The following is an 18,720-nucleotide window of genomic DNA, read 5'->3' as shown; positions in this document are numbered from 1 at the left end:
GCGAACATGGAACACTTAGCACCAAAGGAATCGAAGCGGGTTCTGATTATGCCATTGCGCGATGTAGTGGTTTTTCCGGGTTCAGTGATGCCCTTGTTTGTTGGCCGCGAAAAATCGATCAATGCGGTTTATGAAGCACTTAAGCGCGATCGTTTGTTGTTTTTGATTGCGCAAAAAAATCCAGAACAGGACCAGCCCGCACGAAGTGATTTATACGAAGTAGGGACCTTGGCCACGATTCTTCAAACGCTTAAGTTACCTGATGGTACTGTCAAAGTACTGGTTGAGGGGGTGCAGCGTTATAGCCTTGAGCAATTGCATAATGAAGGTGAGTTTTTAGAAGCGGATATTTGTGCGTTGCCGGCTGATCTTGGGCCTGATGCCGAGACGCATCCACTCAGATCTGTGCTGGTCGAGCGTTTCTTTCATTTAGCGGAAATTAAGAAAAAACTGCCTGCAGAAGTGCGCGAAAGTATTGAAAAAGCGAAAGATGCGGCCAAGTTGGTTGATTTAATCGCGGTGAGCTTAAGTCTGAGTATTGCTAAAAAACAGCAACTATTAGGTCACGTATCCATTAACGACCGTCTCGAAGCCTTGTTGGGTTTCATTGAAGAAGATATCGATATCATTGAGTCTGAAAAACGTATCAATATGCGGGTTAAGAAGCAAATGGATCGTACCCAGCGTGAGTATTACTTAAATGAAAAACTCAAGGCGATCCATAAAGAATTGAATCAAGATGATGAAGATCCACAAACAGGCCTGCTAGCTAGAATTGAAGCCGCTAATATGCCCGAAGTGGTCGCTAAGCGAGCGCAATCAGAGTTTAAAAAACTGCGCCAAATGCAAGCCCAGTCAGCCGAGGCGAATGTTATTCGCAACTATCTTGATTGGTTGGTGAGTTTGCCTTGGTCAAAACGCAGCCGCGTGTCTAAAGATTTGGTTAAATCCCAAGCTATACTTGATGCTCAGCATTTTGGTTTAGAGCGTGTTAAAGAACGCATTATTGAATACCTGGCGGTACAGCAGCGGGTTAAAAAACTGAAAGGGCCTATTTTGTGTTTGGTTGGACCACCTGGTGTGGGTAAAACTACGCTTGCGCGCTCGATTGCACAAGCAACGAATCGTGAATATGTGCGAGTTGCACTGGGCGGCGTGCGTGATGAGGCCGAAATTCGCGGACATCGCCGCACCTATATCGGTGCCTTGCCGGGCAAAATCATTCAAAAAATGGCAAGTGTTAAAACCAAAAACCCTCTATTTCTATTGGATGAAGTCGATAAAATGAGCCGTGATATGCGCGGTGATCCTGCTAGCGCATTACTAGAAGTGCTGGATCCAGAGCAGAATAGTCATTTTAGTGACCATTATTTAGAGGTGGATTATGACTTGTCAGAGGTCATGTTTGTGGCCACCTCAAACTCGATGGATATTCCTGAAGCCTTAATGGACCGTATGGAGGTGATTAATCTAGCCGGTTATACCGAGCTTGAAAAAATCCGTATTGCGATTGATCACCTTATCCCGCGTCAGCTTAAAGACCATGGTTTGAAGGCGACTGAATTAACCATCAGTGAAGACGCGGTGGTCGCGATTATTCAGACTTATACCCGTGAAGCAGGAGTGCGCTCGTTAGATCGTGCGATTGCCAAAATCTGTCGTAAGGCAGTTAAGGCCATCTTAACTGAAAAGTTAGCGCATATTGTCGTTGAAAAAGCCAACTTAGCCGATTATTTGGGTGTTGCCAAGTATCGCTTTGGCCTTGCGTCAGAACAAGATCGTATTGGTCAAGTAACCGGTTTAGCTTGGACGCGTGTAGGTGGTGATTTGTTGCGTATTGAAGCCACTGCGATGACCGGTAAAGGCAAGTTGGAAACAACTGGTCAGTTAGGAAGTGTGATGACGGAGTCGGTGCGTGCAGCGATGAGTGTGATTCGGTCACGTTATAAAGACTATGGTTTGGCGGCGAATTTTTATGAAACCCAGGATTTGCATTTGCACTTTCCGGAAGGGGCGATTAAAAAAGACGGACCGAGTGCCGGTATTGCCGTGTGTACTGCGATTATTTCAGCCCTCACGCAGATTCCCGTGCGCGCTGATATTGCGATGACAGGGGAAATTACTCTGCGTGGAGAGGTGTTACCTATCGGTGGCTTAAAAGAAAAGCTCTTGGCTGCGTTAAGAGGTGGAATTAAGCGCGTGTTGATTCCAATTGATAACGTGCGAGACTTGGATGAGATTCCAGCAGACATCACCGATGCGTTGAGTATTAAGCCGGTACAGTGGATTGAAGAGGTGGTGGCTGAGGCTTTGGCTTATGCACCTACACCTTTAGATGATGCCTTAGTGGCGGCCGCAGACGCAGTGGTCGCTAATGAAACGGTTGATGGTACGGTAAAAACAAGTCATCATTAACACTGGGTTAAAAATTTACTAAATTTAGTTTTATATTGGTTGACAATCCCTATGAGCGCCTTATAATACGCGCATTGTTTAACGCGACTAACCACGCGGAAAACGGGTGCTTAGCTCAGCTGGGAGAGCATCGCCCTTACAAGGCGAGGGTCGGGGGTTCGAACCCCTCAGCACCCACCAAAAATTGGAGCGGTAGTTCAGTTGGTTAGAATACCGGCCTGTCACGCCGGGGGTCGCGGGTTCGAGCCCCGTCCGCTCCGCCATATTTTAAAAGCTAGCAATGCTAGCTTTTTTATTGAAACGATGACAAGTTTTAATAATGCTGTCAGTTATAAATTTGAGTGTACGCTCAAGTAAAAATTCGGGTGCTTAGCTCAGCTGGGAGAGCATCGCCCTTACAAGGCGAGGGTCGGGGGTTCGAACCCCTCAGCACCCACCAAAAAATTGGAGCGGTAGTTCAGTTGGTTAGAATACCGGCCTGTCACGCCGGGGGTCGCGGGTTCGAGCCCCGTCCGCTCCGCCATATTTTTAACGCGCTGCGTCTTTATGACCAGCGCGTTTTTTTTGCCTTAAACTTAGAAAATTCATAGACTAGGTCTAAAATTTCAAAAATAATCTAAGTTGTTTTGTTAACATAGTTAATAAAATCTATAGGGTAATAAAACATGTCAACTCAACAATTAAGGCCGGATGTATCGCTTGATAATAAGATTCCCTGGATTATTGTTGGCGCGTCAGCGGGTGGACTAGATGCCTTAAAAGATTTTTTATCAAATATCGTGGTGGATACCAGTTCTATATATCTTATTGCTCAACACCTAGATCCTAAACACCCCACTATACTCTGTGACATATTGTCTAGGGTTACCGATTTACCCGTCAAATTAGTTACAGAAGATATTAAGCCTGTCGTCAATTGTATTTACGTTGTCTCGCCAGGCCATAATGCCGTTATTCAAGACGGCTATATTTGTTTGTTCCCAGCTGCAGAAATTGGTCCTAAGCCATCAGTTAATTTGTTATTACATAGTGCGGCTGAGGATCTGGCTGATAAAGTCGTTGCAGTTATACTTTCCGGAACAGGTAGCGACGGTGCACAAGGTGTCGCAGCGGTAAAAGCAGCGGGAGGTATGGTTATTGCTCAATCTGAACTGTCTGCTAAATATTCTGGTATGCCAAATGCCGCCATTGAAACAGGTTTTGTGGATTACATCCTAGAGCCTGCTTTGATGCCAAAAGAAATTGCTGGGTATCTAGAGTCAGCAGGGCAGACTTTATTAAAGGTAAGCCATTCAAAAGCAAAAACGTCATTGCAGAAAATTTTTCAGCGGGTTTTAGATCAAACAGGCTATGATTTTAGCGGCTATAAGCTTAAAACTATTCAGCGTCGTATTGCAAGACGGATGGCTGTACATAAATTATTGACCTTAGATGATTATATAACCCTTCTTGCCGGCTCTGGTAGCGAAGTGGAGAGTTTCTATAAAGATCTATTAATATCAGTAACCGATTTTTTTAGGGATGCTGAAGCATTTGCTGATTTAAAGACAGTGATTGATAAGATGGTATCAGATCACCAGATTGGTGATCATATTCGCGTTTGGGTTCCAGGTTGTGCTGGAGGAGAAGAAGCTTATTCGATTTCGATACTGTTTCATGAAGCAAAACTTAGATTGGGGAAAAATGTCAATTATCAGATTTTTGCAACCGATATTGATGAAACTAGTTTAAGCTTTGCCCGTAAAGGGCAATTTACTCTTGGACAAATTAAAAACCTGTCTCAGGAACAGATTAAGCAATATTTTGTTGAAAGAGATGGTCTCTTTTTTATTCAAAAGTTCATCAGAGAGCCCATGGTCTTTGCACGCCAAAATCTAGTTATGGACCCTCCTTTTTCAAAGCTAGATTTGATTAGTTGTCGTAACCTGTTGATATATTTTTCTAATGATTTACAAAAACAGGTATTGAGTGCATTTCATTTCTCGTTAAAGACCAAAGGTGTATTATTTCTTGGCAAGTCAGAGTCTGCGACTGCCACTTCACCGGATTTGTTTGATGTTTTAGTCCCAAAATCACAATTATTTGTGCGCAAACATACTCGTGTAAAAAGCCCTGTCCAGACAGCAAAGTCTAGCTATTCGAACAAGAAGATAAATACTAAGCCAACTATGTTTGTTGCGAAGCATAACTATTTGGCGAAAATTGAAAGCCTATTGCTCAATGAAATGTTGCCTTCAGTGATAGCAACGGATGAATCTGGTCAAATACTTCATATGCGTGGAGATATGTCGTCATATCTAGTTTTTCCTCAGGGTCGAATTGATACCAATTTATTTACCTTAATCCGCGATGATTTAAAAATGGATATTCGTGCTTTACTTCAAAAAGCAAAAAGGCAAGGTATCGCTTCTAGTCAGTCACTATTTTTTCAAGAGGCTCAAGTCAATCATGCTTTGTTTATTAAGATAAAACGGGTGGATGGAGTTGAAGATGATAATCAACCTTTTTTTCTAATCAGCTTTACAGAAGTTGATTTAAAAGATGCGTTTCTGAGTGATCAGGCTAATCCCGACGAATTCTTAAAAAATACTAATAGCTTGTCCAATGAGATAACAGTTTTCAAGGCAAGGCTACAAACCTCTATTGAGGAGTTGGAGACAACAAACGAAGAGTTGCAATCAACCAACGAGGAATTACAGTCGGCCAATGAAGAGTTACAGTCGGCCAATGAAGAATTGCAAACAGCTAATGAAGAGTTGCAATCCACTAACGAAGAGTTGTCTACTGTTAACCAAGAACTTGAAGTAAAGTCATATGAGCTTGAGCAGGTGAATAATGACCTGCAATCGATGTTGGAAAATATTAATGAAGTTGTAGTTTTAATTGATAACAGACTCAGGCTACAACGTTACACCAAACTGGCTGGTCAAGTTCTAGGATTGCGATTTGATGATATTGGTCAGGCCTTAACAACTATTAACTTAAAGATGGATATTCCCAATTTAAGGCAGGAATTGTTGAATGTTATTGAGTTGGAAACCGAGGTCAGTATTAAGGTCAGAAGGGGTGCGTTAGTTTATTTTGTACGACTGGTTGCTTATAAAGAAAATGACGATAAAAGTGTTGGTGTGATGATGTTTTTTGAGCAGGAGAATCATACGGCTAAACATGACCCTGCTATAGATTCCCATAGTGTGCTTGTCCATCTTGGAGACTATTTACCTTTTGCCTTAATCGTGATTGACGAATTGGGTATAGTTACATTTGCGAATAATCAAATTAGCAAAATTTTGGGGTATGAGCCAGCTGACATAATGCATCAGAATATTAAGATGATTATGCCTGATCCCTATGCAAGTCATCATGACGGTTATTTACGCGAGTATTTATCTGGCAGAACTAGCGGGTTAATTGGGTCATGGCGAGAAGTGTCTGGCTTAGCGAAATCCGGTGAAAGAGTGTTACTCAGTTTGAGAGTTGAGGAGACATGGATTAATGCCCAAAAACACTTTCTAGGTTACATTAAAAGGTTGGAGCGAGATGATGAATACTAGATATTTAGTTTCTGAATCAACTTCTTCATCGGAACTGTTGCAAGATTTAGATGCGTTCAAAAACGAAAACCAGTTGTTACAGCATGAATTACAAAAACTGACCAAAATATCTTCCGAGCTTGGTCATCGTGTAAATGAACTAGAAGCCGAAATTGAATTGATCAATTATGAGATTGAGTTTGATGAGTCGAGTAATAGTTTAACGAATCAGTCTGATTGGGATCTTTGCTACAAAGACTCACCTAGTCCAATGCTTATTATTGATAATCATGCAATTATTATGGATTGTAATGACTCTTTTTTAAACTTAGTCTCTGAAGTAAGTCATGACCCGGTAAATAAAAACTTTAGATCCTTTCTAAATAAAGTTAGTAGATATGATTTTATAAAATTTATAAAGAAATTAGGATCAAGTATTAATAAGCTCGCAAATAATGAGGTATTACACTTTACTTCGGGTACGAGTTTTACTTTTTTAATTAAGCCTGTTGCAGGTGAGATTAATGACAGTACAATCCATTACTTGATGCTAATTAACTTAGTTGACTTTGTGTCTTTGTCTAAAAATTCATTGCAACTTTCTAATGCAATTATTGAACAAATGCATGAAGGCTTAATGGTTACTGATCATGAAGGGCGAATTGTTAAGGTTAATCAAGCTTTTATTGAAATTACCGGCTTCAACCACGATGATGTGCTAAATGCAACGCCTAAAATATTGCACTCCGGAAGACACTCACCAGCATTTTATGACCGGATGTGGCGTGAAATAGAACATCATGGTTGGTGGGCTGGTGAAGTATGGAATAAACGCAAGTCAGGTGAGATTTTTCCAGAGTGGCTGCAGATTAGCCGTATCCACGATAAATTTACTGGTAAGTTTTTTTATGTGGCATTGTTTTCTGATATTACGGAAAGAAAAGCACATCAAACACAATTGGATCGACTTGCATTTTATGATGCGCTCACCAGTCTTCCAAACAGACAATTATTAAATCAGAGTTTAGAAGCCTGCTTGCATTACATGCAAGCTACACCAGAGTACCAGATAGCACTTATATTTATAGATTTAGATAAGTTTAAAAATATTAACGATACTTTTGGCCATGCCGAGGGTGATAGAGTATTAAAAGAGGCCGCTCAGCGCATCATATCACTGATCAGTGATAGTGATATGGCCTCGAGAATTGGTGGCGATGAGTTTGTGTTGCTGATCAAAGAAAATGCGTCACGGGACTCAGTAATGGTTTTAGCAAAAGATCTTTTGCGTGTTTTAGAACAGCCTTTCATAACAAATAAATCTAGACATCATCTTTCAGCCTCATTAGGGGTTGCTTTCGCACCCCTACATGGTGATAACGTTGAAGATTTGATGCGGCGGGCTGATGCTGCGATGTATAGTGCAAAACATGAAGGTAGAAACAAGTTTAAGTTTTTTAGTTTTGAACATGAAGCGAGTATGTTGAAATCGAATATAACTTTAAACTATGTTAGACACGCCTTAGCTTCGCCTCAAGAACATTTAAATATGGCGTATCAACCCATTTTTTCTATTCACGATCAACAGACGGCTGCCCATTATGAAGCCCTGCTAAGACCCAAAAATGGTGATATTTATGTGTCACACTTCATTGAACTAGCTGAGCAGCATGGTCTGATAAGTGAGTTAGGTCTGATTATATTTCGATTAATATGTCGTGATATTAGTAGGCTCTCTGAAGCTCGACGGTCTCAAATTAAAGTTACCGTCAATTTATCAGTTATTCAGTTTTTTGATCTCAAACTGTGTGATAAGTTGCAGTCTATCGCAGCAGAGCATGGTTTAAATTTAGATCGTTTTTATTTTGAAGTGACTGAAACGGCTACTATGCAGAACCTAGAACAAGTTAGACGTCATTTGATACAGTTGCAGTCTATGGGAGCCAAAATTATGTTGGATGACTTTGGTACAGGCTATGCTTCTTTGTCGATGTTACGAGATTTACCTATTGATGTGTTAAAAATTGATCGCAGTTTTGTGATGGATATCGGCAAGCATGTTTCAAGTCAATTGCTTATTTCGGCGATGCTTGCTATGGCTCGTGCTTTTAACCTACAGGTTGTGGCGGAAGGGGTTGAGACGCAAGAGCAATTTGATTGGTTGAAGGATCAAGGTGTAAACTATATTCAGGGTTATTTACTGGGGCGACCCGATATAGGTTTTGCATGAGTAATGAGAGTTCTTCCTCGTTATCCATAGTTGTAAATCGTAATGGTCTGATTGAAAGTTTATCGTCAAATTGGCTTGATAATTTAGATGAGGTCACTAAAAAAGCGCTTGATTCTAGTCATTTAATTGGTCAACCCTTGAGTATATTTATTCGTAATGACTCTACAAAAATGTATGTGGAAAGCTGTATTCAACTATGTCGGGTGTCTAAAAAAGTCATTACGAGGCCCTATCGTTGTGATTCACCAACCCATAAGCGATTTATGGAACTTGAACTAGTACCTCTGCAAAATGGTTCAGTATTAATGAATCACTTACTGTTAAAAGTGGAAGCGTTTGTCAATCGTCTAGATATCGTTGAGCGAGTAGATAATCGACCAAAAAAGCACTCTGGACTTGTTCGCTGTAGTTTTTGTAATAAGTTGCGGCGTGTTGGAGAAAAAGAATGGTTTGAACCAGAAAGATTAGTTAGTCACACTGCACAGAATATTGCTGTCATTCATAGTGTCTGTCCAGCTTGTACTCAAGCAAACTGGACCCATAAGTCTTAAGCCTCACCCTCATAACACTCTGCTTGTTCTTCCTGGTCTGGAAAAACGACATATTGTAAACACCAAAGCTCATAGAGTAATTGAGTAACTGGGCGTTGCTTGGCCCAACGAATTAATTGTTCGCTAGTGTAGAAGGGTTGATTGGCCAGTTCCATGAGTACGCCAGCACCCATATCGTCACCTACAGGCCATGCACTGCCATTGATAAACAGCGTGACCTGTCCCGTTTCAGGATGACGACTATAAGCAAAACGGCAGACAGGATCACGTTCAAGACGCTCAGCTTGTGTTAAGGCTTGTTGAAATTGATTAATGTCGGCCTGCTCTTCTGGCGTGAGTGGGTCAGGTAGTTGTTGATGAGATTGCTCATCAAGTTGTGTGGCAAAGCGACCAAACCAGGCCTGCATAGCGCGATCATCTTGTGCTAAGGCAAGAAGTTGTTGTTGTGCATGTTGCCATGCGCTATCAGGCACTTCTCCAGGCTTGGTATTTTGCCAGTTGGGATCTTGATAAATGGCCTGTGCAAGGTTGTTAGTCAAACTCTTGGTCGAGTCTTGGGTTTGCTCTGCTAGGTAATCACCAAAGCTATCCCACAACTCTTGCGCTTTATAACTCCGATAACCGACAGAAAAGGTCATGCATTCACTATCTAACGCAACACCATGATGCCCCCATTTAGGCGGAAGGTATAGCATATCTCCCGGCTCTAAAACCCATTCATCTTCAACCTTAAATTCTTGCATTAAGCGCAAGGCTACATCACTTAAATAGTTCTCTGGATGACAGTCTTGCGAGGTGATCTGCCAGCGACGAGTGCCGGCAGCCTGTAACAAAAACACATCATAGTGATCATAGTGAGGCCCGACATTGCCGCCTTTGCTCGCATAGCTGATCATCACGTCATCGAGTCGCCAACGCGGAATAAAATCAAATTCAGTCAGTAGTTGATGAATCTCAGGAATAAGCTTATCCATCCCTTGAACCAATAGCGTCCAATTTTGTTCCGGCAGTTGCATAAAGTCCTGCTCGGTAAACGGACCATGGCGTAATTGATAATCTTGTGCGCCTTGTTGAATCACTAGGCGACTTTCAATCCCTTCTTCTAGCGCCAGGCCTGCTAACTCTTCAGGGGCAATCGGGCTGATAAAATGGGGTAAGGCTTGTTTTATCAGTAGAGGTTTTTTTTGCCAATATTCCCGTAAAAAGCAGGCCTGGTCAATGCTGCCAAAATGAATCATCTTAACGACCTTTTAAAATGCTAAGGGCCAATTCAATTGTTTCTGCTTGGCGAGCCGCATTACCAATATAGCTGGCAGGGGTCATGTCGCGCAGAGCTTTTTTGGCATCACTGGGTAGATCTAAACGATCGACAAATTCTTGCATAATTTGTGAGTTAACTCGGCGTCCGCGAGTAAGCTCTTTGAGTTTTTCATAAGGCTGTTCAATACCATAGCGGCGCATAACGGTTTGAATGGCTTCAGCCAAGACTTCCCAGTTATCGTCTAGGTCTTGGGCTAATTTGGCTTCATTCACTTCAAGTTTGCCAAGACCTTTAAGGGTAGCGGCGATGGCAATACTTGTGTGCGCTACGCCGACCCCTAAGTTACGCAATACCGTTGAGTCAGTTAGGTCACGCTGCCAGCGTGAAATCGGCAGTTTTTGCGCTAAATGCTCAAAAATGGCATTGGCTAACCCCAGGTTGCCTTCAGAGTTTTCAAAGTCAATAGGGTTGACTTTGTGCGGCATCGTTGATGAACCAATTTCTCCGGCAACTGTTTTTTGTTTGAAAAAGCCTAGGGCGATATAGCCCCAAACATCACGATCAAAGTCAATCAAAATGGTATTAAAACGACTCACTGCATGGAAATATTCCGCAATGTAGTCATGGGGTTCAATTTGAATAGTATAAGGGTTCCAAGCTAAGCCAAGATTGTTAACGAATTGCTCACTGAGTTCGTACCAATTAATATCGGGGTAGGCGGAAAGATGCGCGTTGTAGTTGCCAGTTGCACCATTAATTTTGCCCATAATCTGCACTTGCATCAGTTGTTTGGTTTGACGCTGTAGGCGGTAGGCTACGTTGGCGAATTCTTTACCGACGGTAGTAGGTGACGCAGGCTGGCCATGGGTGCGTGATAGCATGGGGATATGTGCCATCGTCATGGCCTGACGAGCGATTTCGTCAATAACCTGTTGCATCTGTGGCACAAGGTGCTGCTCGCGTGCTTCTTTAAGCATCAGGGCATAGGCTAGGTTGTTAATATCCTCAGAGGTGCAGGCAAAATGCACAAACTCACTTACGGCGGCCAGCTCAGTGTGACTTGCCATATGCTCTTTAATCAAGTATTCGACTGCTTTAACGTCATGGTTAGTGGTACGCTCAATATCCTTAACACGTTGCGCCATATCAAGACTAAAGTCACTCACCAATAAATTTAGGTGTGCTTTAGCCGTTTCACTTAGATTAGGCACTTCTGGAATGGCCGGGTGGTTCGCTAACATCTTTAACCAAGCTACTTCAACTCTAACCCGATTTTTGATTAAACCAAATTCACTGAAAATGGCTTTTAAACCGTTTAAACGCGCGCCATACCGACCATCAATGGGTGAGATGGCGGTTAATTCTGATAGGGCGAGAGTGGGCTGAATAGCTTGAGACATAGCGGATTCCTTGCAAGTTCGATAAAAAAATGAAGACTAAATCGTGATATTATATATTAAATTTATTTATCGTGACTTGGCTAAGCCGTATCCAAGCAGGTCTTTGTCTGTTTTGGACGCGCTGGTCGCCTATTTGGAGAGAAATCATGTTAGAAGCTTACCAACACCATGTTCAAGAGCGCGCTGCTGAGGGCGTACCCCCCTTACCACTGGATGCTAAACAAACTGCGGAACTGATTGAACTGATTAAGACTAATTCGGGTGATGTGGATGCGCTACTTGAATTGTTAACGCATCGTGTTCCGCCAGGTGTAGATGAGGCGGCCTATGTTAAAGCAAGTTTCTTAGCTGATGTGGCGCAGCAGCGCGTAACCGTGCCGGTGATTTCGCCAGCTCATGCAACTTTTTTATTGGGCACCATGCTGGGTGGATACAATGTTCAGCCGCTGATTGAATTGTTAGACAGTCCTTTAGCTGATGTAGCTGAAAATGCGGTGGCAGCCCTGTCTAAAACGCTATTGGTTTATGATGCCTATCATGATGTGATTGCGAAAGCTGACAATAATGCTAATGCTAAAAAAGTAGTAGATGCCTGGTGTGCCGGTGAATGGTTTACCGCCAAACCTAAGATGCCGGAACAAATTACCGTGACGGTGTTTAAGGTTGATGGTGAAACCAATACCGATGATTTATCACCGGCGACGGCGGCCTGGTCACGCCCCGACATTCCACTTCACGCCAAAGAGATGTTGGCCGCGCGCATGGATGATGTGCCTGCTTTAATTGATCAGTTAAAAGCAAAAGGGCATCCAGTTGCTTATGTAGGTGATGTAGTGGGTACCGGATCATCACGTAAGTCTGCTATGAATTCGGTGATGTGGTGGTTTGGGGATGATATTCCTTATGTACCCAATAAGCGTCAAGGTGGCGTGGTCTTGGGTGGCAAAATTGCGCCAATTTTCTTTAACACGGCCGAAGATTCAGGCTCGTTACCGATTGAATGTGATGTCACTAAGATGAGCATGGGTGATGTGATAACTATTCATCCTTATGCGGGCAAAATCACCAATGAAGCGGGTGAGGTGATTAGTGAGTTCAAACTTGAGCCGATTACCATGCCTGATGAAGTGCGTGCCGGCGGGCGAGTGCCCCTCATCATTGGTCGCGGACTAACTGATAAGTCACGTCGAGCGATGGGCTTGTCACCGAGTGATTTATTTATCCGCCCGACAGACGAAGACACGTCTACCAAAGGCTATACCCTAGCGCAGAAAATGGTTGGTCAGGCCTGTGGTGTGCAAGGTGTACGTCCTGGTACCTATTGTGAACCGCATATGACTACCGTTGGTTCACAAGATACTACGGGTGCAATGACCCGCGATGAAATGAAAGAATTGGCGTGTTTAGGTTTTAGTGCTGATTTCGTGTTGCAATCTTTCTGTCATACAGCTGCTTACCCTAAACCAGTTGATATTAAACTACAGCACAGTTTGCCTGATTTTATGACGAGTCGTGGTGGTGTGTCTTTACGCCCGGGTGATGGCGTTATTCACTCTTGGCTTAACCGTATGCTATTGCCTGATACCGTTGGTACGGGCGGCGATTCACATACACGTTTTCCAATAGGTATTTCGTTTCCAGCGGGGTCAGGCTTAGTGGCATTCGGCGCGACCCTGGGGGTCATGCCTTTGAATATGCCGGAGTCGGTGTTGGTACGCTTTAAAGGTGAAATGCAACCGGGCATTACTCTTCGCGACTTAGTTAATGCCATCCCTTATCAAGCGATTCAGCAAGGCTTGCTAACCGTTGAGAAAAAAGGTAAGAAAAACGTCTTTAATGGTCGCGTTTTGGAAATCGAAGGCTTGCCAAATTTGAAAGTTGAACAGGCCTTTGAATTATCCGATGCTTCAGCTGAGCGTTCGGCTAATGGCTGCGTGGTCAAGTTGGGTCAAGAGCCGATTATTGAGTTCTTAAAATCGAATATTCGTTTGATAGAGTGGATGGTTGAAAACGGTTATAAGGATGCGCGCACTTTGTTGCGTCGTCGTGATGAAATGCAAGCTTGGATTGATAACCCTGTATTACTTGAAGCGGATGCCGATGCAGAGTATGCCGAAATCATTGAAATTGACTTAGACAAAATTTTAGAGCCAATTGTGGCCTGCCCGAATGACCCAGATGATGTGAAATTATTATCAGCGGTTGCCGGTGATAAAATTGACGAAGTCTTTATTGGTTCTTGTATGACTAATATTGGCCATTATCGTGCCGCTGGTAAGGTTTTAGAAACCCTAAAAGGCGCCGTGCCCACAAAGTTATGGATTGCACCGCCCACTAAAATGGACGAGCGTCAGTTGATTGAAGAGGGGTATTACAGTATTTTTGGCCGCACAGGGGCGCGAACTGAAATGCCAGGTTGTTCATTATGCATGGGTAACCAAGCCCGTGTCGAAGATGGCGCAACGGTGTTTTCAACCTCAACCCGTAACTTCCCAAATAGATTAGGTAATGGTGCCAATGTTTATTTAGGTTCAGCGGAACTGGCTGCCGTGATTGCCGCGACCGGCAAAATCCCAACCGTCGAGGAGTATCTTGCTCAGGTTGGCAAGTTGGATACGATGGCGGATGATGTGTATCGTTATTTGCAGTTTGATGAAATGGCGGATTATGAAATTAAGTCGCCTGAAAAACTAGCGGATATTGCGGTCGCTGTGGCGTAGTTTTAGTCATTTAACGACCCAGTTAGCACCCAAAACAAGCAACCAAACCAAACAACCCCGGCATAGTGACTGTGTCGGGGTTTTTTTTATGCTGCGTGGTTTTAGAATTAAGCTTGCGTTTGCGATGCAATCTTGTTGAGGGTAGGTAGCTCCAAGCCTAAGGCTTGTCCTTGTGTTAAGGCGCGGGCTAAACGTGCCGGTGCTGAACGCCCCATGCACTTGTGTGCTGGGTCGCCTTTAAAGGCTAGCAGTAAATCGTTCATCACCTTATCTGCATCAAGTGTCTGAACAATTTGGGCTTGTTGCAGTGCCATCACATCGGTCACCACGGCTGAGAGTAAATCGCGGTGAGTTTGAGCCAATTCGTTAACGTCGCCGCCAACAACCAGGCCTGCTATATTGGTACTAAGGATATAGACGTTTTTGAGCGCCAATTGATATTCTAATTCATCTGCACTGGCTAAGGCATAGGCGGGTAGGTCTAGGCTAGCGAGCAATTCAGTAATTAACTGCGCCTGTTTGCCATACACCGGTGAGCTTTGCACTACTTTTGAATCCATGCCCTTTTTCTTTTCAAACCAGACGGAAATGACCGTCGCATCGGGTGTGACCTTCTGGAAGTCTTTTGGTAAGAGTTCGTTTTGGATGAGCACTAATTTGTCATGCCATGCTGTGGGCAAGTTTGTTAGGGTGCTAGATAGATCTTGTTCTCCGACGCATACAATCACCGCTACGGGCAGTGTTGATTCTGCGATGTCTGTAAGATTGCTATGGCGTAGTACCGGGGTAACACGATAACCTAGTTTGAGTGCACCGCGCGCAAAAACACTGCCGAGTTCACCTAAGCCAATAACAATAATATCTTGAAGGTTAAGTTGATTCATCGCTGGTTCCTTAATGAATGTTTTACAATAGGCGCTAGTTTAAACATCTAGACAGGGAGTTACAATGTCGAGCCATACGCCAAAACCAAAATTTACCTGGCATTATTACATGATGGGCTTGGGTGCCTTTGCCGGTTTAGTCGCCCTCACTTTGTTGGCTTGGAGTGCGCTAGTGAGCGCCGTTGCGTTTATTATTGTGAGTCACCCTGTATTGCGCTTAACCGGAGCGTTACGCTTGGTGTTTTTAGTCGTGTTTGCGGTGATGTATGTGTTTAGCTTCCCCAGCATCGAGTTGATTCAAGCTAAAATGATGCGGTAGTTTGGATTGTTGTACCTGCCGAATGCGTTGGATAAGCAGGGTCAATACGAATAATAAACCGCTCATAAAGGCCATGGCCGCCGATAGAGCGGTGTCTAGCCACCAGGCTAAACCAAATCCTAAGATAACCGCGGCAATGGCATAGACACTGGCCAGCCATAGCAGTGGTTTGAGTCGTTGACTAATCAAATAAGCTGTTGCGCCTGGAATAACTAAAAATGCGACCACCAGAATTGATCCCATTAAATCAAATGCCGCCACTGCCGTCACCGATACTAAACTGACCAATAAGTAGTGCCAAAACCCAACGCTCACGCCAAGGCTTATCGCAAAACCGGGCGCAAAACTGGTCAGTTGCAAGCGATCAAATGCGAGTATCAGTAGGCTCAGATTTAATCCAAATAGTGCCAGTGCAATCCAAAATGCGCGAGGACCTAAGTCGTAGTCTAACCAGCGCCAGCGTTCAAAAGGTAAAAAGGCCATTTCACCAAAAACGACATGGTGGTGATCAAGGTGGACTCGATCAGCAAACAGGGCGATTAAGACCAGGGCCAGCGCAAACATCCAAATAAACACCAAGCCCAAGCTGGCATCGGGCTGGATGATCGACCGTTGACTGATTGCTGTACTCAACCAGGCGGTCAGCAGGCCTGCGAATAATGCCCCTAATAGTAATGCAGGCAGCGCTAGGGTATCAAATAGGAGGTAACTGATGACAATACCTAATAGTACTGAATGGCTGATGGCATCGCCAAGCATCGCCATGCGACGAAGTATGAGTAAGCTACCTACTAGCGCACAACTCACGGCGGTCAAAGCCGCGGTAATGACAATCCATAGCTCATACATGGTTAGCGCTCCGGGCGAGACGCTGATAAGCCTGATAACTCAGCCAAGATAGGATAAAAAAAACACCGAGTATCACAATCATCCAAGGGCCTGTTGGACTTTGCTCTACCCAGAGCGAGAGAAGACTACTGCTGACCGCAGCGATGGCGGCTAGCATGGCCGCTAGGCTGAGCATCAGTCCGAGTCCAAGTGGCCATAAGCGCATAATGGTAATCGGAATCAGCAGTGCGCCTGCCATCAGAATCGCGCCGACAATGTGCATACCTACCACGACCACCATCACCAATACTAGGGCGAATAAAAACTCTTCACGTGCCACGGGCATGCCAAGACTTTTGGCATAATTCGGATTGAATAAAATTAACTTGAGACGTGGGAAAAAAATCACCAGATAGAGCAGGGTAAACAATGAAAGTGCAAGGAGTTGGAGCAATTCTGCACGGGTAATCGCCGCCGCCTGACCAAATAAAATACGATCAAGTCCAGCGGTATTGGGCCAGTGTTGCGCTTGAATGTAGGAGAGTAATAACATCCCCAGTGCAAAGAAGGTGGCAAGGATGATGGCCATCGCGGTATCTGAGCGTAATTTTGTGTGTTGGGTAAGGGTGTGAATCAGGTGATAGGCTAGCATACCGGTAAATAGTGCAAACACCACCAATAGTAGTGGTGACAAACTGCCCATCAGTATAACGCCCATCATCACGCCTGGGATGGCGGCATGGGCTAATACATCACCAATTAACGCGCGTGCGCGCAATACCGCAAGGCCGCCAATCGCAGCGGCGGTGACACCAAGTAACAGCGTGCCGAACATGACCCAGAGTAAATTGGCGTTGAGCACTAGACTGGTCATCTTGCGGCTGGCTGTGTTGTGGCGTTAAAGTCTGGCCAAAAGTGCGGAAAGGTTTTGGCAAGATTGGTTGGGTTAAAACTTTCACTCACCGAGCCTGACGCAACCAATCCCTGATTAAGTTGCACGACCCAGTCAAAGTGACTAGGGATGCGAGCCAGGTCATGGTGTACACAGATAATCGTTTTACCCTGTGCGATCAGTTCATCAAACAAGGCAAAGATAATATTTTCACTGACTTGATCGACACCGGCAAAAGGCTCATCCATCAGGAGGAGGTCGGCTTGTTGGCATAATGCGCGCGCAACGAATAAGCGCTGTTTTTGACCGCCGGATAAATGACTGATCGGTTCTTTTATCAAGTGGGATAGGCCAACGCGCTCAATGTTTTCGGCGACTAGCTGGTGGTCATGGGGTGTCGGACGTTGCCAGAACTTGAGCTGGCCTTGGCGCCCCATTAAGACGAGATCATAAGCATTAATTGGAAAATTCCAATCCACTTCTTCGCGTTGAGGTACGTAAGCGATTCGTGGTTGGATTTTGGCTAAAGGTTGCCCCCAAAACAGCGCTTGCCCTTGGCTAGGAATCAATCCCATCAAAGCCTTTAAGAGTGTTGATTTACCGGCACCATTTGGACCAATAACCGCGATTTTTTGTTGCCCAGGTAGGCTCAAGGACATGGGGGCTAAGATAGTTTTTTGATTCAGCCTAACGCTATAGTTTTGTAAATTTAGCAGGACTGCTGCTTTATCAGTATTCATCTTAATGCATCAATAATGGTGAGGGTATTGTATCTAATCATCGATTGGTAGGTATCGCCAGGTTGGCCAGCCACAGCTAGCGCATCGGACAATAACTCACCCCCCAGTTTAAGTTGATAGCCTTCAGCGGCAAGGCCATTGATCAGTGCGTTAACTGAGCGAGTGGGTAAGGTGCTTTCAGCAAATACCGCGGGTATGTGATATTCAGTGACAATTTGCTTAACTCGTTGTAATGCAGCCAAACCAAACTCAACTTCGGTATTGAGTCCTTGAATAGCAATCACTTCTAGATCATAGGTTTGTCCATAATAACCGAATGCATCATGTGCCGTTACTAATTTGCGCCGCTCATCAGGTAATTGAGCTACTTCATTTAACACCCAGTCATGCAGTTCATTTAATTCACCCGCAAGCTTGGCGAAATTTTGTTCAAAGGTAAATTGATGTTCAGGAAAGTGTGCAATCAGTTGGGTTTTGACCTCTTCAGCTACCTTATGCCAAAGGGGCACGCTGAGCCAAATATGTGGATCAACCACCCCGTTGATAACTAAGAGTTGTTGGGGATCAAGTTGTTCACCTAACGCAACAGTGGGTTTGAGTGCACTTAGATTGTAAAAAACCTGTGCCATTCGGCCTTCTAAACCTAAGCCATTATAAAAAACCAAGTCGGCACGGCGTAATAGGCGCATATCATTAAAGGTGGCTCGGTAGTAATGTGGGTCTATTCCAGGCCCCATTAAACCTTTGGATTCAATTAGGTCGGCGCCAATTTGGTTAACGAGATCCGTAATCATGGTGGTGCTACTCACCACGAGGGGTTTAGAGTGAGCAGCTTGTGCCGATGTAAAAGAAACAAAAACAAAAAGCATGACACTTAAAATGAGTGTGGGCCATTTGCTGAAGTTACGGATGACAGAAGTCGTTGTTTGTGAAAAGCTTTCCATAAA

Annotated in this window: 13 protein-coding genes and 4 tRNA genes; 10 read left to right on the top strand and 7 right to left on the bottom strand. The window is 44.1% G+C overall.

Features of this window, described 5'->3' with window-relative positions:
- Positions 1-6: 6 nt before the first annotated feature.
- The 8 genes from lon (at position 7) to THIAE_RS05585 (ending at position 8,729) form a co-directional block, all read left to right on the top strand.
- Positions 7-2,415, top strand: coding sequence for an endopeptidase La (gene lon, locus THIAE_RS05620; protein ID WP_006460435.1), 2,409 nt, complete (start codon positions 7-9; stop codon positions 2,413-2,415).
- Between the two features lie 104 nt (positions 2,416-2,519).
- Positions 2,520-2,595: transfer RNA gene (locus THIAE_RS05615), tRNA-Val, on the top strand.
- A gap of 6 nt (positions 2,596-2,601) precedes the next feature.
- A tRNA-Asp gene (locus THIAE_RS05610) sits at positions 2,602-2,678 on the top strand.
- A gap of 100 nt (positions 2,679-2,778) precedes the next feature.
- Positions 2,779-2,854 (top strand) — tRNA-Val (locus THIAE_RS05605).
- 7 nt (positions 2,855-2,861) lie between these two features.
- A tRNA-Asp gene (locus THIAE_RS05600) sits at positions 2,862-2,938 on the top strand.
- 142 nt (positions 2,939-3,080) lie between these two features.
- Positions 3,081-5,969: a chemotaxis protein CheB gene (locus tag THIAE_RS05595; protein ID WP_006460434.1), complete on the top strand. Its 2,889-nt coding sequence runs from the start codon at positions 3,081-3,083 to the stop codon at positions 5,967-5,969.
- Positions 5,956-8,178: a putative bifunctional diguanylate cyclase/phosphodiesterase gene (locus THIAE_RS05590; protein WP_084332761.1), complete on the top strand. Its 2,223-nt coding sequence runs from the start codon at positions 5,956-5,958 to the stop codon at positions 8,176-8,178. Before THIAE_RS05595 ends, THIAE_RS05590 begins: the two co-directional genes overlap by 14 nt.
- Positions 8,175-8,729 carry a hypothetical protein gene (locus tag THIAE_RS05585; RefSeq protein WP_006460432.1) on the top strand — a complete coding sequence of 185 codons (555 nt, stop codon included), beginning with the start codon at positions 8,175-8,177 and terminating at the stop codon, positions 8,727-8,729. Before THIAE_RS05590 ends, THIAE_RS05585 begins: the two co-directional genes overlap by 4 nt.
- Here THIAE_RS05585 and THIAE_RS05580 read toward each other — a convergent pair.
- Positions 8,726-9,967 carry a cupin domain-containing protein gene (locus THIAE_RS05580; RefSeq protein ID WP_006460431.1) on the bottom strand — a complete coding sequence of 414 codons (1,242 nt, stop codon included), beginning with the start codon at positions 9,965-9,967 and terminating at the stop codon, positions 8,726-8,728. The genes THIAE_RS05585 and THIAE_RS05580 overlap by 4 nt on opposite strands.
- A gap of 1 nt (position 9,968) precedes the next feature.
- Positions 9,969-11,390: an adenylosuccinate lyase gene (gene purB, locus THIAE_RS05575; RefSeq protein WP_006460430.1), complete on the bottom strand. Its 1,422-nt coding sequence runs from the start codon at positions 11,388-11,390 to the stop codon at positions 9,969-9,971.
- Positions 11,391-11,536: 146 nt separating this feature from the next.
- Here purB and acnB point away from each other — a divergent pair, with 146 nt between their 5' ends.
- Positions 11,537-14,110, top strand: coding sequence for a bifunctional aconitate hydratase 2/2-methylisocitrate dehydratase (acnB, locus tag THIAE_RS05570; protein ID WP_006460429.1), 2,574 nt, complete (start codon positions 11,537-11,539; stop codon positions 14,108-14,110).
- Positions 14,111-14,217: 107 nt separating this feature from the next.
- On the opposite strand, the gene THIAE_RS05565 is transcribed toward acnB, so the two are convergent.
- Positions 14,218-14,994, bottom strand: coding sequence for a hypothetical protein (locus THIAE_RS05565; RefSeq protein WP_006460428.1), 777 nt, complete (start codon positions 14,992-14,994; stop codon positions 14,218-14,220).
- A 64-nt stretch (positions 14,995-15,058) separates the two neighbouring features.
- Here THIAE_RS05565 and THIAE_RS10730 point away from each other — a divergent pair, with 64 nt between their 5' ends.
- Entirely contained in the window at positions 15,059-15,313 is a 255-nt protein-coding gene (locus tag THIAE_RS10730; RefSeq protein ID WP_006460427.1) for a hypothetical protein, read from the top strand.
- On the opposite strand, the gene THIAE_RS05560 is transcribed toward THIAE_RS10730, so the two are convergent.
- The 4 genes from THIAE_RS05560 to THIAE_RS05545 are packed head-to-tail and all read right to left on the bottom strand — an operon-like array spanning position 15,239 to position 18,717.
- Positions 15,239-16,162, bottom strand: a complete 924-nt coding sequence (locus THIAE_RS05560; protein ID WP_006460426.1) for a metal ABC transporter permease — start codon at positions 16,160-16,162, stop codon at positions 15,239-15,241. The two genes, THIAE_RS10730 and THIAE_RS05560, sit on opposite strands and share 75 nt — an antisense overlap.
- Positions 16,155-17,015 carry a metal ABC transporter permease gene (locus THIAE_RS05555; protein ID WP_006460425.1) on the bottom strand — a complete coding sequence of 287 codons (861 nt, stop codon included), beginning with the start codon at positions 17,013-17,015 and terminating at the stop codon, positions 16,155-16,157. The genes THIAE_RS05560 and THIAE_RS05555 overlap by 8 nt, the downstream gene beginning before the upstream one ends.
- The gene (locus tag THIAE_RS05550; protein WP_006460424.1) at positions 17,012-17,773 is read right to left on the bottom strand and encodes a metal ABC transporter ATP-binding protein; all 762 of its coding nucleotides are present in this window, start codon (positions 17,771-17,773) and stop codon (positions 17,012-17,014) included. The genes THIAE_RS05555 and THIAE_RS05550 overlap by 4 nt, the downstream gene beginning before the upstream one ends.
- Positions 17,770-18,717 carry a metal ABC transporter solute-binding protein, Zn/Mn family gene (locus THIAE_RS05545; RefSeq protein WP_006460423.1) on the bottom strand — a complete coding sequence of 316 codons (948 nt, stop codon included), beginning with the start codon at positions 18,715-18,717 and terminating at the stop codon, positions 17,770-17,772. The genes THIAE_RS05550 and THIAE_RS05545 overlap by 4 nt, the downstream gene beginning before the upstream one ends.
- Positions 18,718-18,720 lie beyond the last annotated feature (3 nt).

Source organism: Thiomicrospira aerophila AL3 (genome assembly GCF_000227665.2).
In the GTDB taxonomy this organism is placed as follows: Bacteria; Pseudomonadota; Gammaproteobacteria; order Thiomicrospirales; family Thiomicrospiraceae; genus Thiomicrospira; species Thiomicrospira aerophila.
The sequence above is the reverse complement of the archived record's forward strand: the minus strand, read 5'-3'. Positions and strand labels throughout refer to the sequence as shown.

What these genes read in the sequence shown, in the direction of transcription:
- lon (WP_006460435.1), top strand. Translation starts at nt 7, where the DNA reads ATGGAACACTTAGCACCAAAGGAATCGAAGCGGGTTCTGATTATGCCA.
- THIAE_RS05595 (WP_006460434.1), top strand. Translation starts at nt 3,081, where the DNA reads ATGTCAACTCAACAATTAAGGCCGGATGTATCGCTTGATAATAAGATT.
- THIAE_RS05590 (WP_084332761.1), top strand. Translation starts at nt 5,956, where the DNA reads ATGATGAATACTAGATATTTAGTTTCTGAATCAACTTCTTCATCGGAA.
- THIAE_RS05585 (WP_006460432.1), top strand. Translation starts at nt 8,175, where the DNA reads ATGAGTAATGAGAGTTCTTCCTCGTTATCCATAGTTGTAAATCGTAAT.
- THIAE_RS05580 (WP_006460431.1), bottom strand. Translation starts at nt 9,967, where the DNA reads ATGATTCATTTTGGCAGCATTGACCAGGCCTGCTTTTTACGGGAATAT.
- purB (WP_006460430.1), bottom strand. Translation starts at nt 11,390, where the DNA reads ATGTCTCAAGCTATTCAGCCCACTCTCGCCCTATCAGAATTAACCGCC.
- acnB (WP_006460429.1), top strand. Translation starts at nt 11,537, where the DNA reads ATGTTAGAAGCTTACCAACACCATGTTCAAGAGCGCGCTGCTGAGGGC.
- THIAE_RS05565 (WP_006460428.1), bottom strand. Translation starts at nt 14,994, where the DNA reads ATGAATCAACTTAACCTTCAAGATATTATTGTTATTGGCTTAGGTGAA.
- THIAE_RS10730 (WP_006460427.1), top strand. Translation starts at nt 15,059, where the DNA reads ATGTCGAGCCATACGCCAAAACCAAAATTTACCTGGCATTATTACATG.
- THIAE_RS05560 (WP_006460426.1), bottom strand. Translation starts at nt 16,162, where the DNA reads ATGTATGAGCTATGGATTGTCATTACCGCGGCTTTGACCGCCGTGAGT.
- THIAE_RS05555 (WP_006460425.1), bottom strand. Translation starts at nt 17,015, where the DNA reads ATGACCAGTCTAGTGCTCAACGCCAATTTACTCTGGGTCATGTTCGGC.
- THIAE_RS05550 (WP_006460424.1), bottom strand. Translation starts at nt 17,773, where the DNA reads ATGAATACTGATAAAGCAGCAGTCCTGCTAAATTTACAAAACTATAGC.
- THIAE_RS05545 (WP_006460423.1), bottom strand. Translation starts at nt 18,717, where the DNA reads ATGGAAAGCTTTTCACAAACAACGACTTCTGTCATCCGTAACTTCAGC.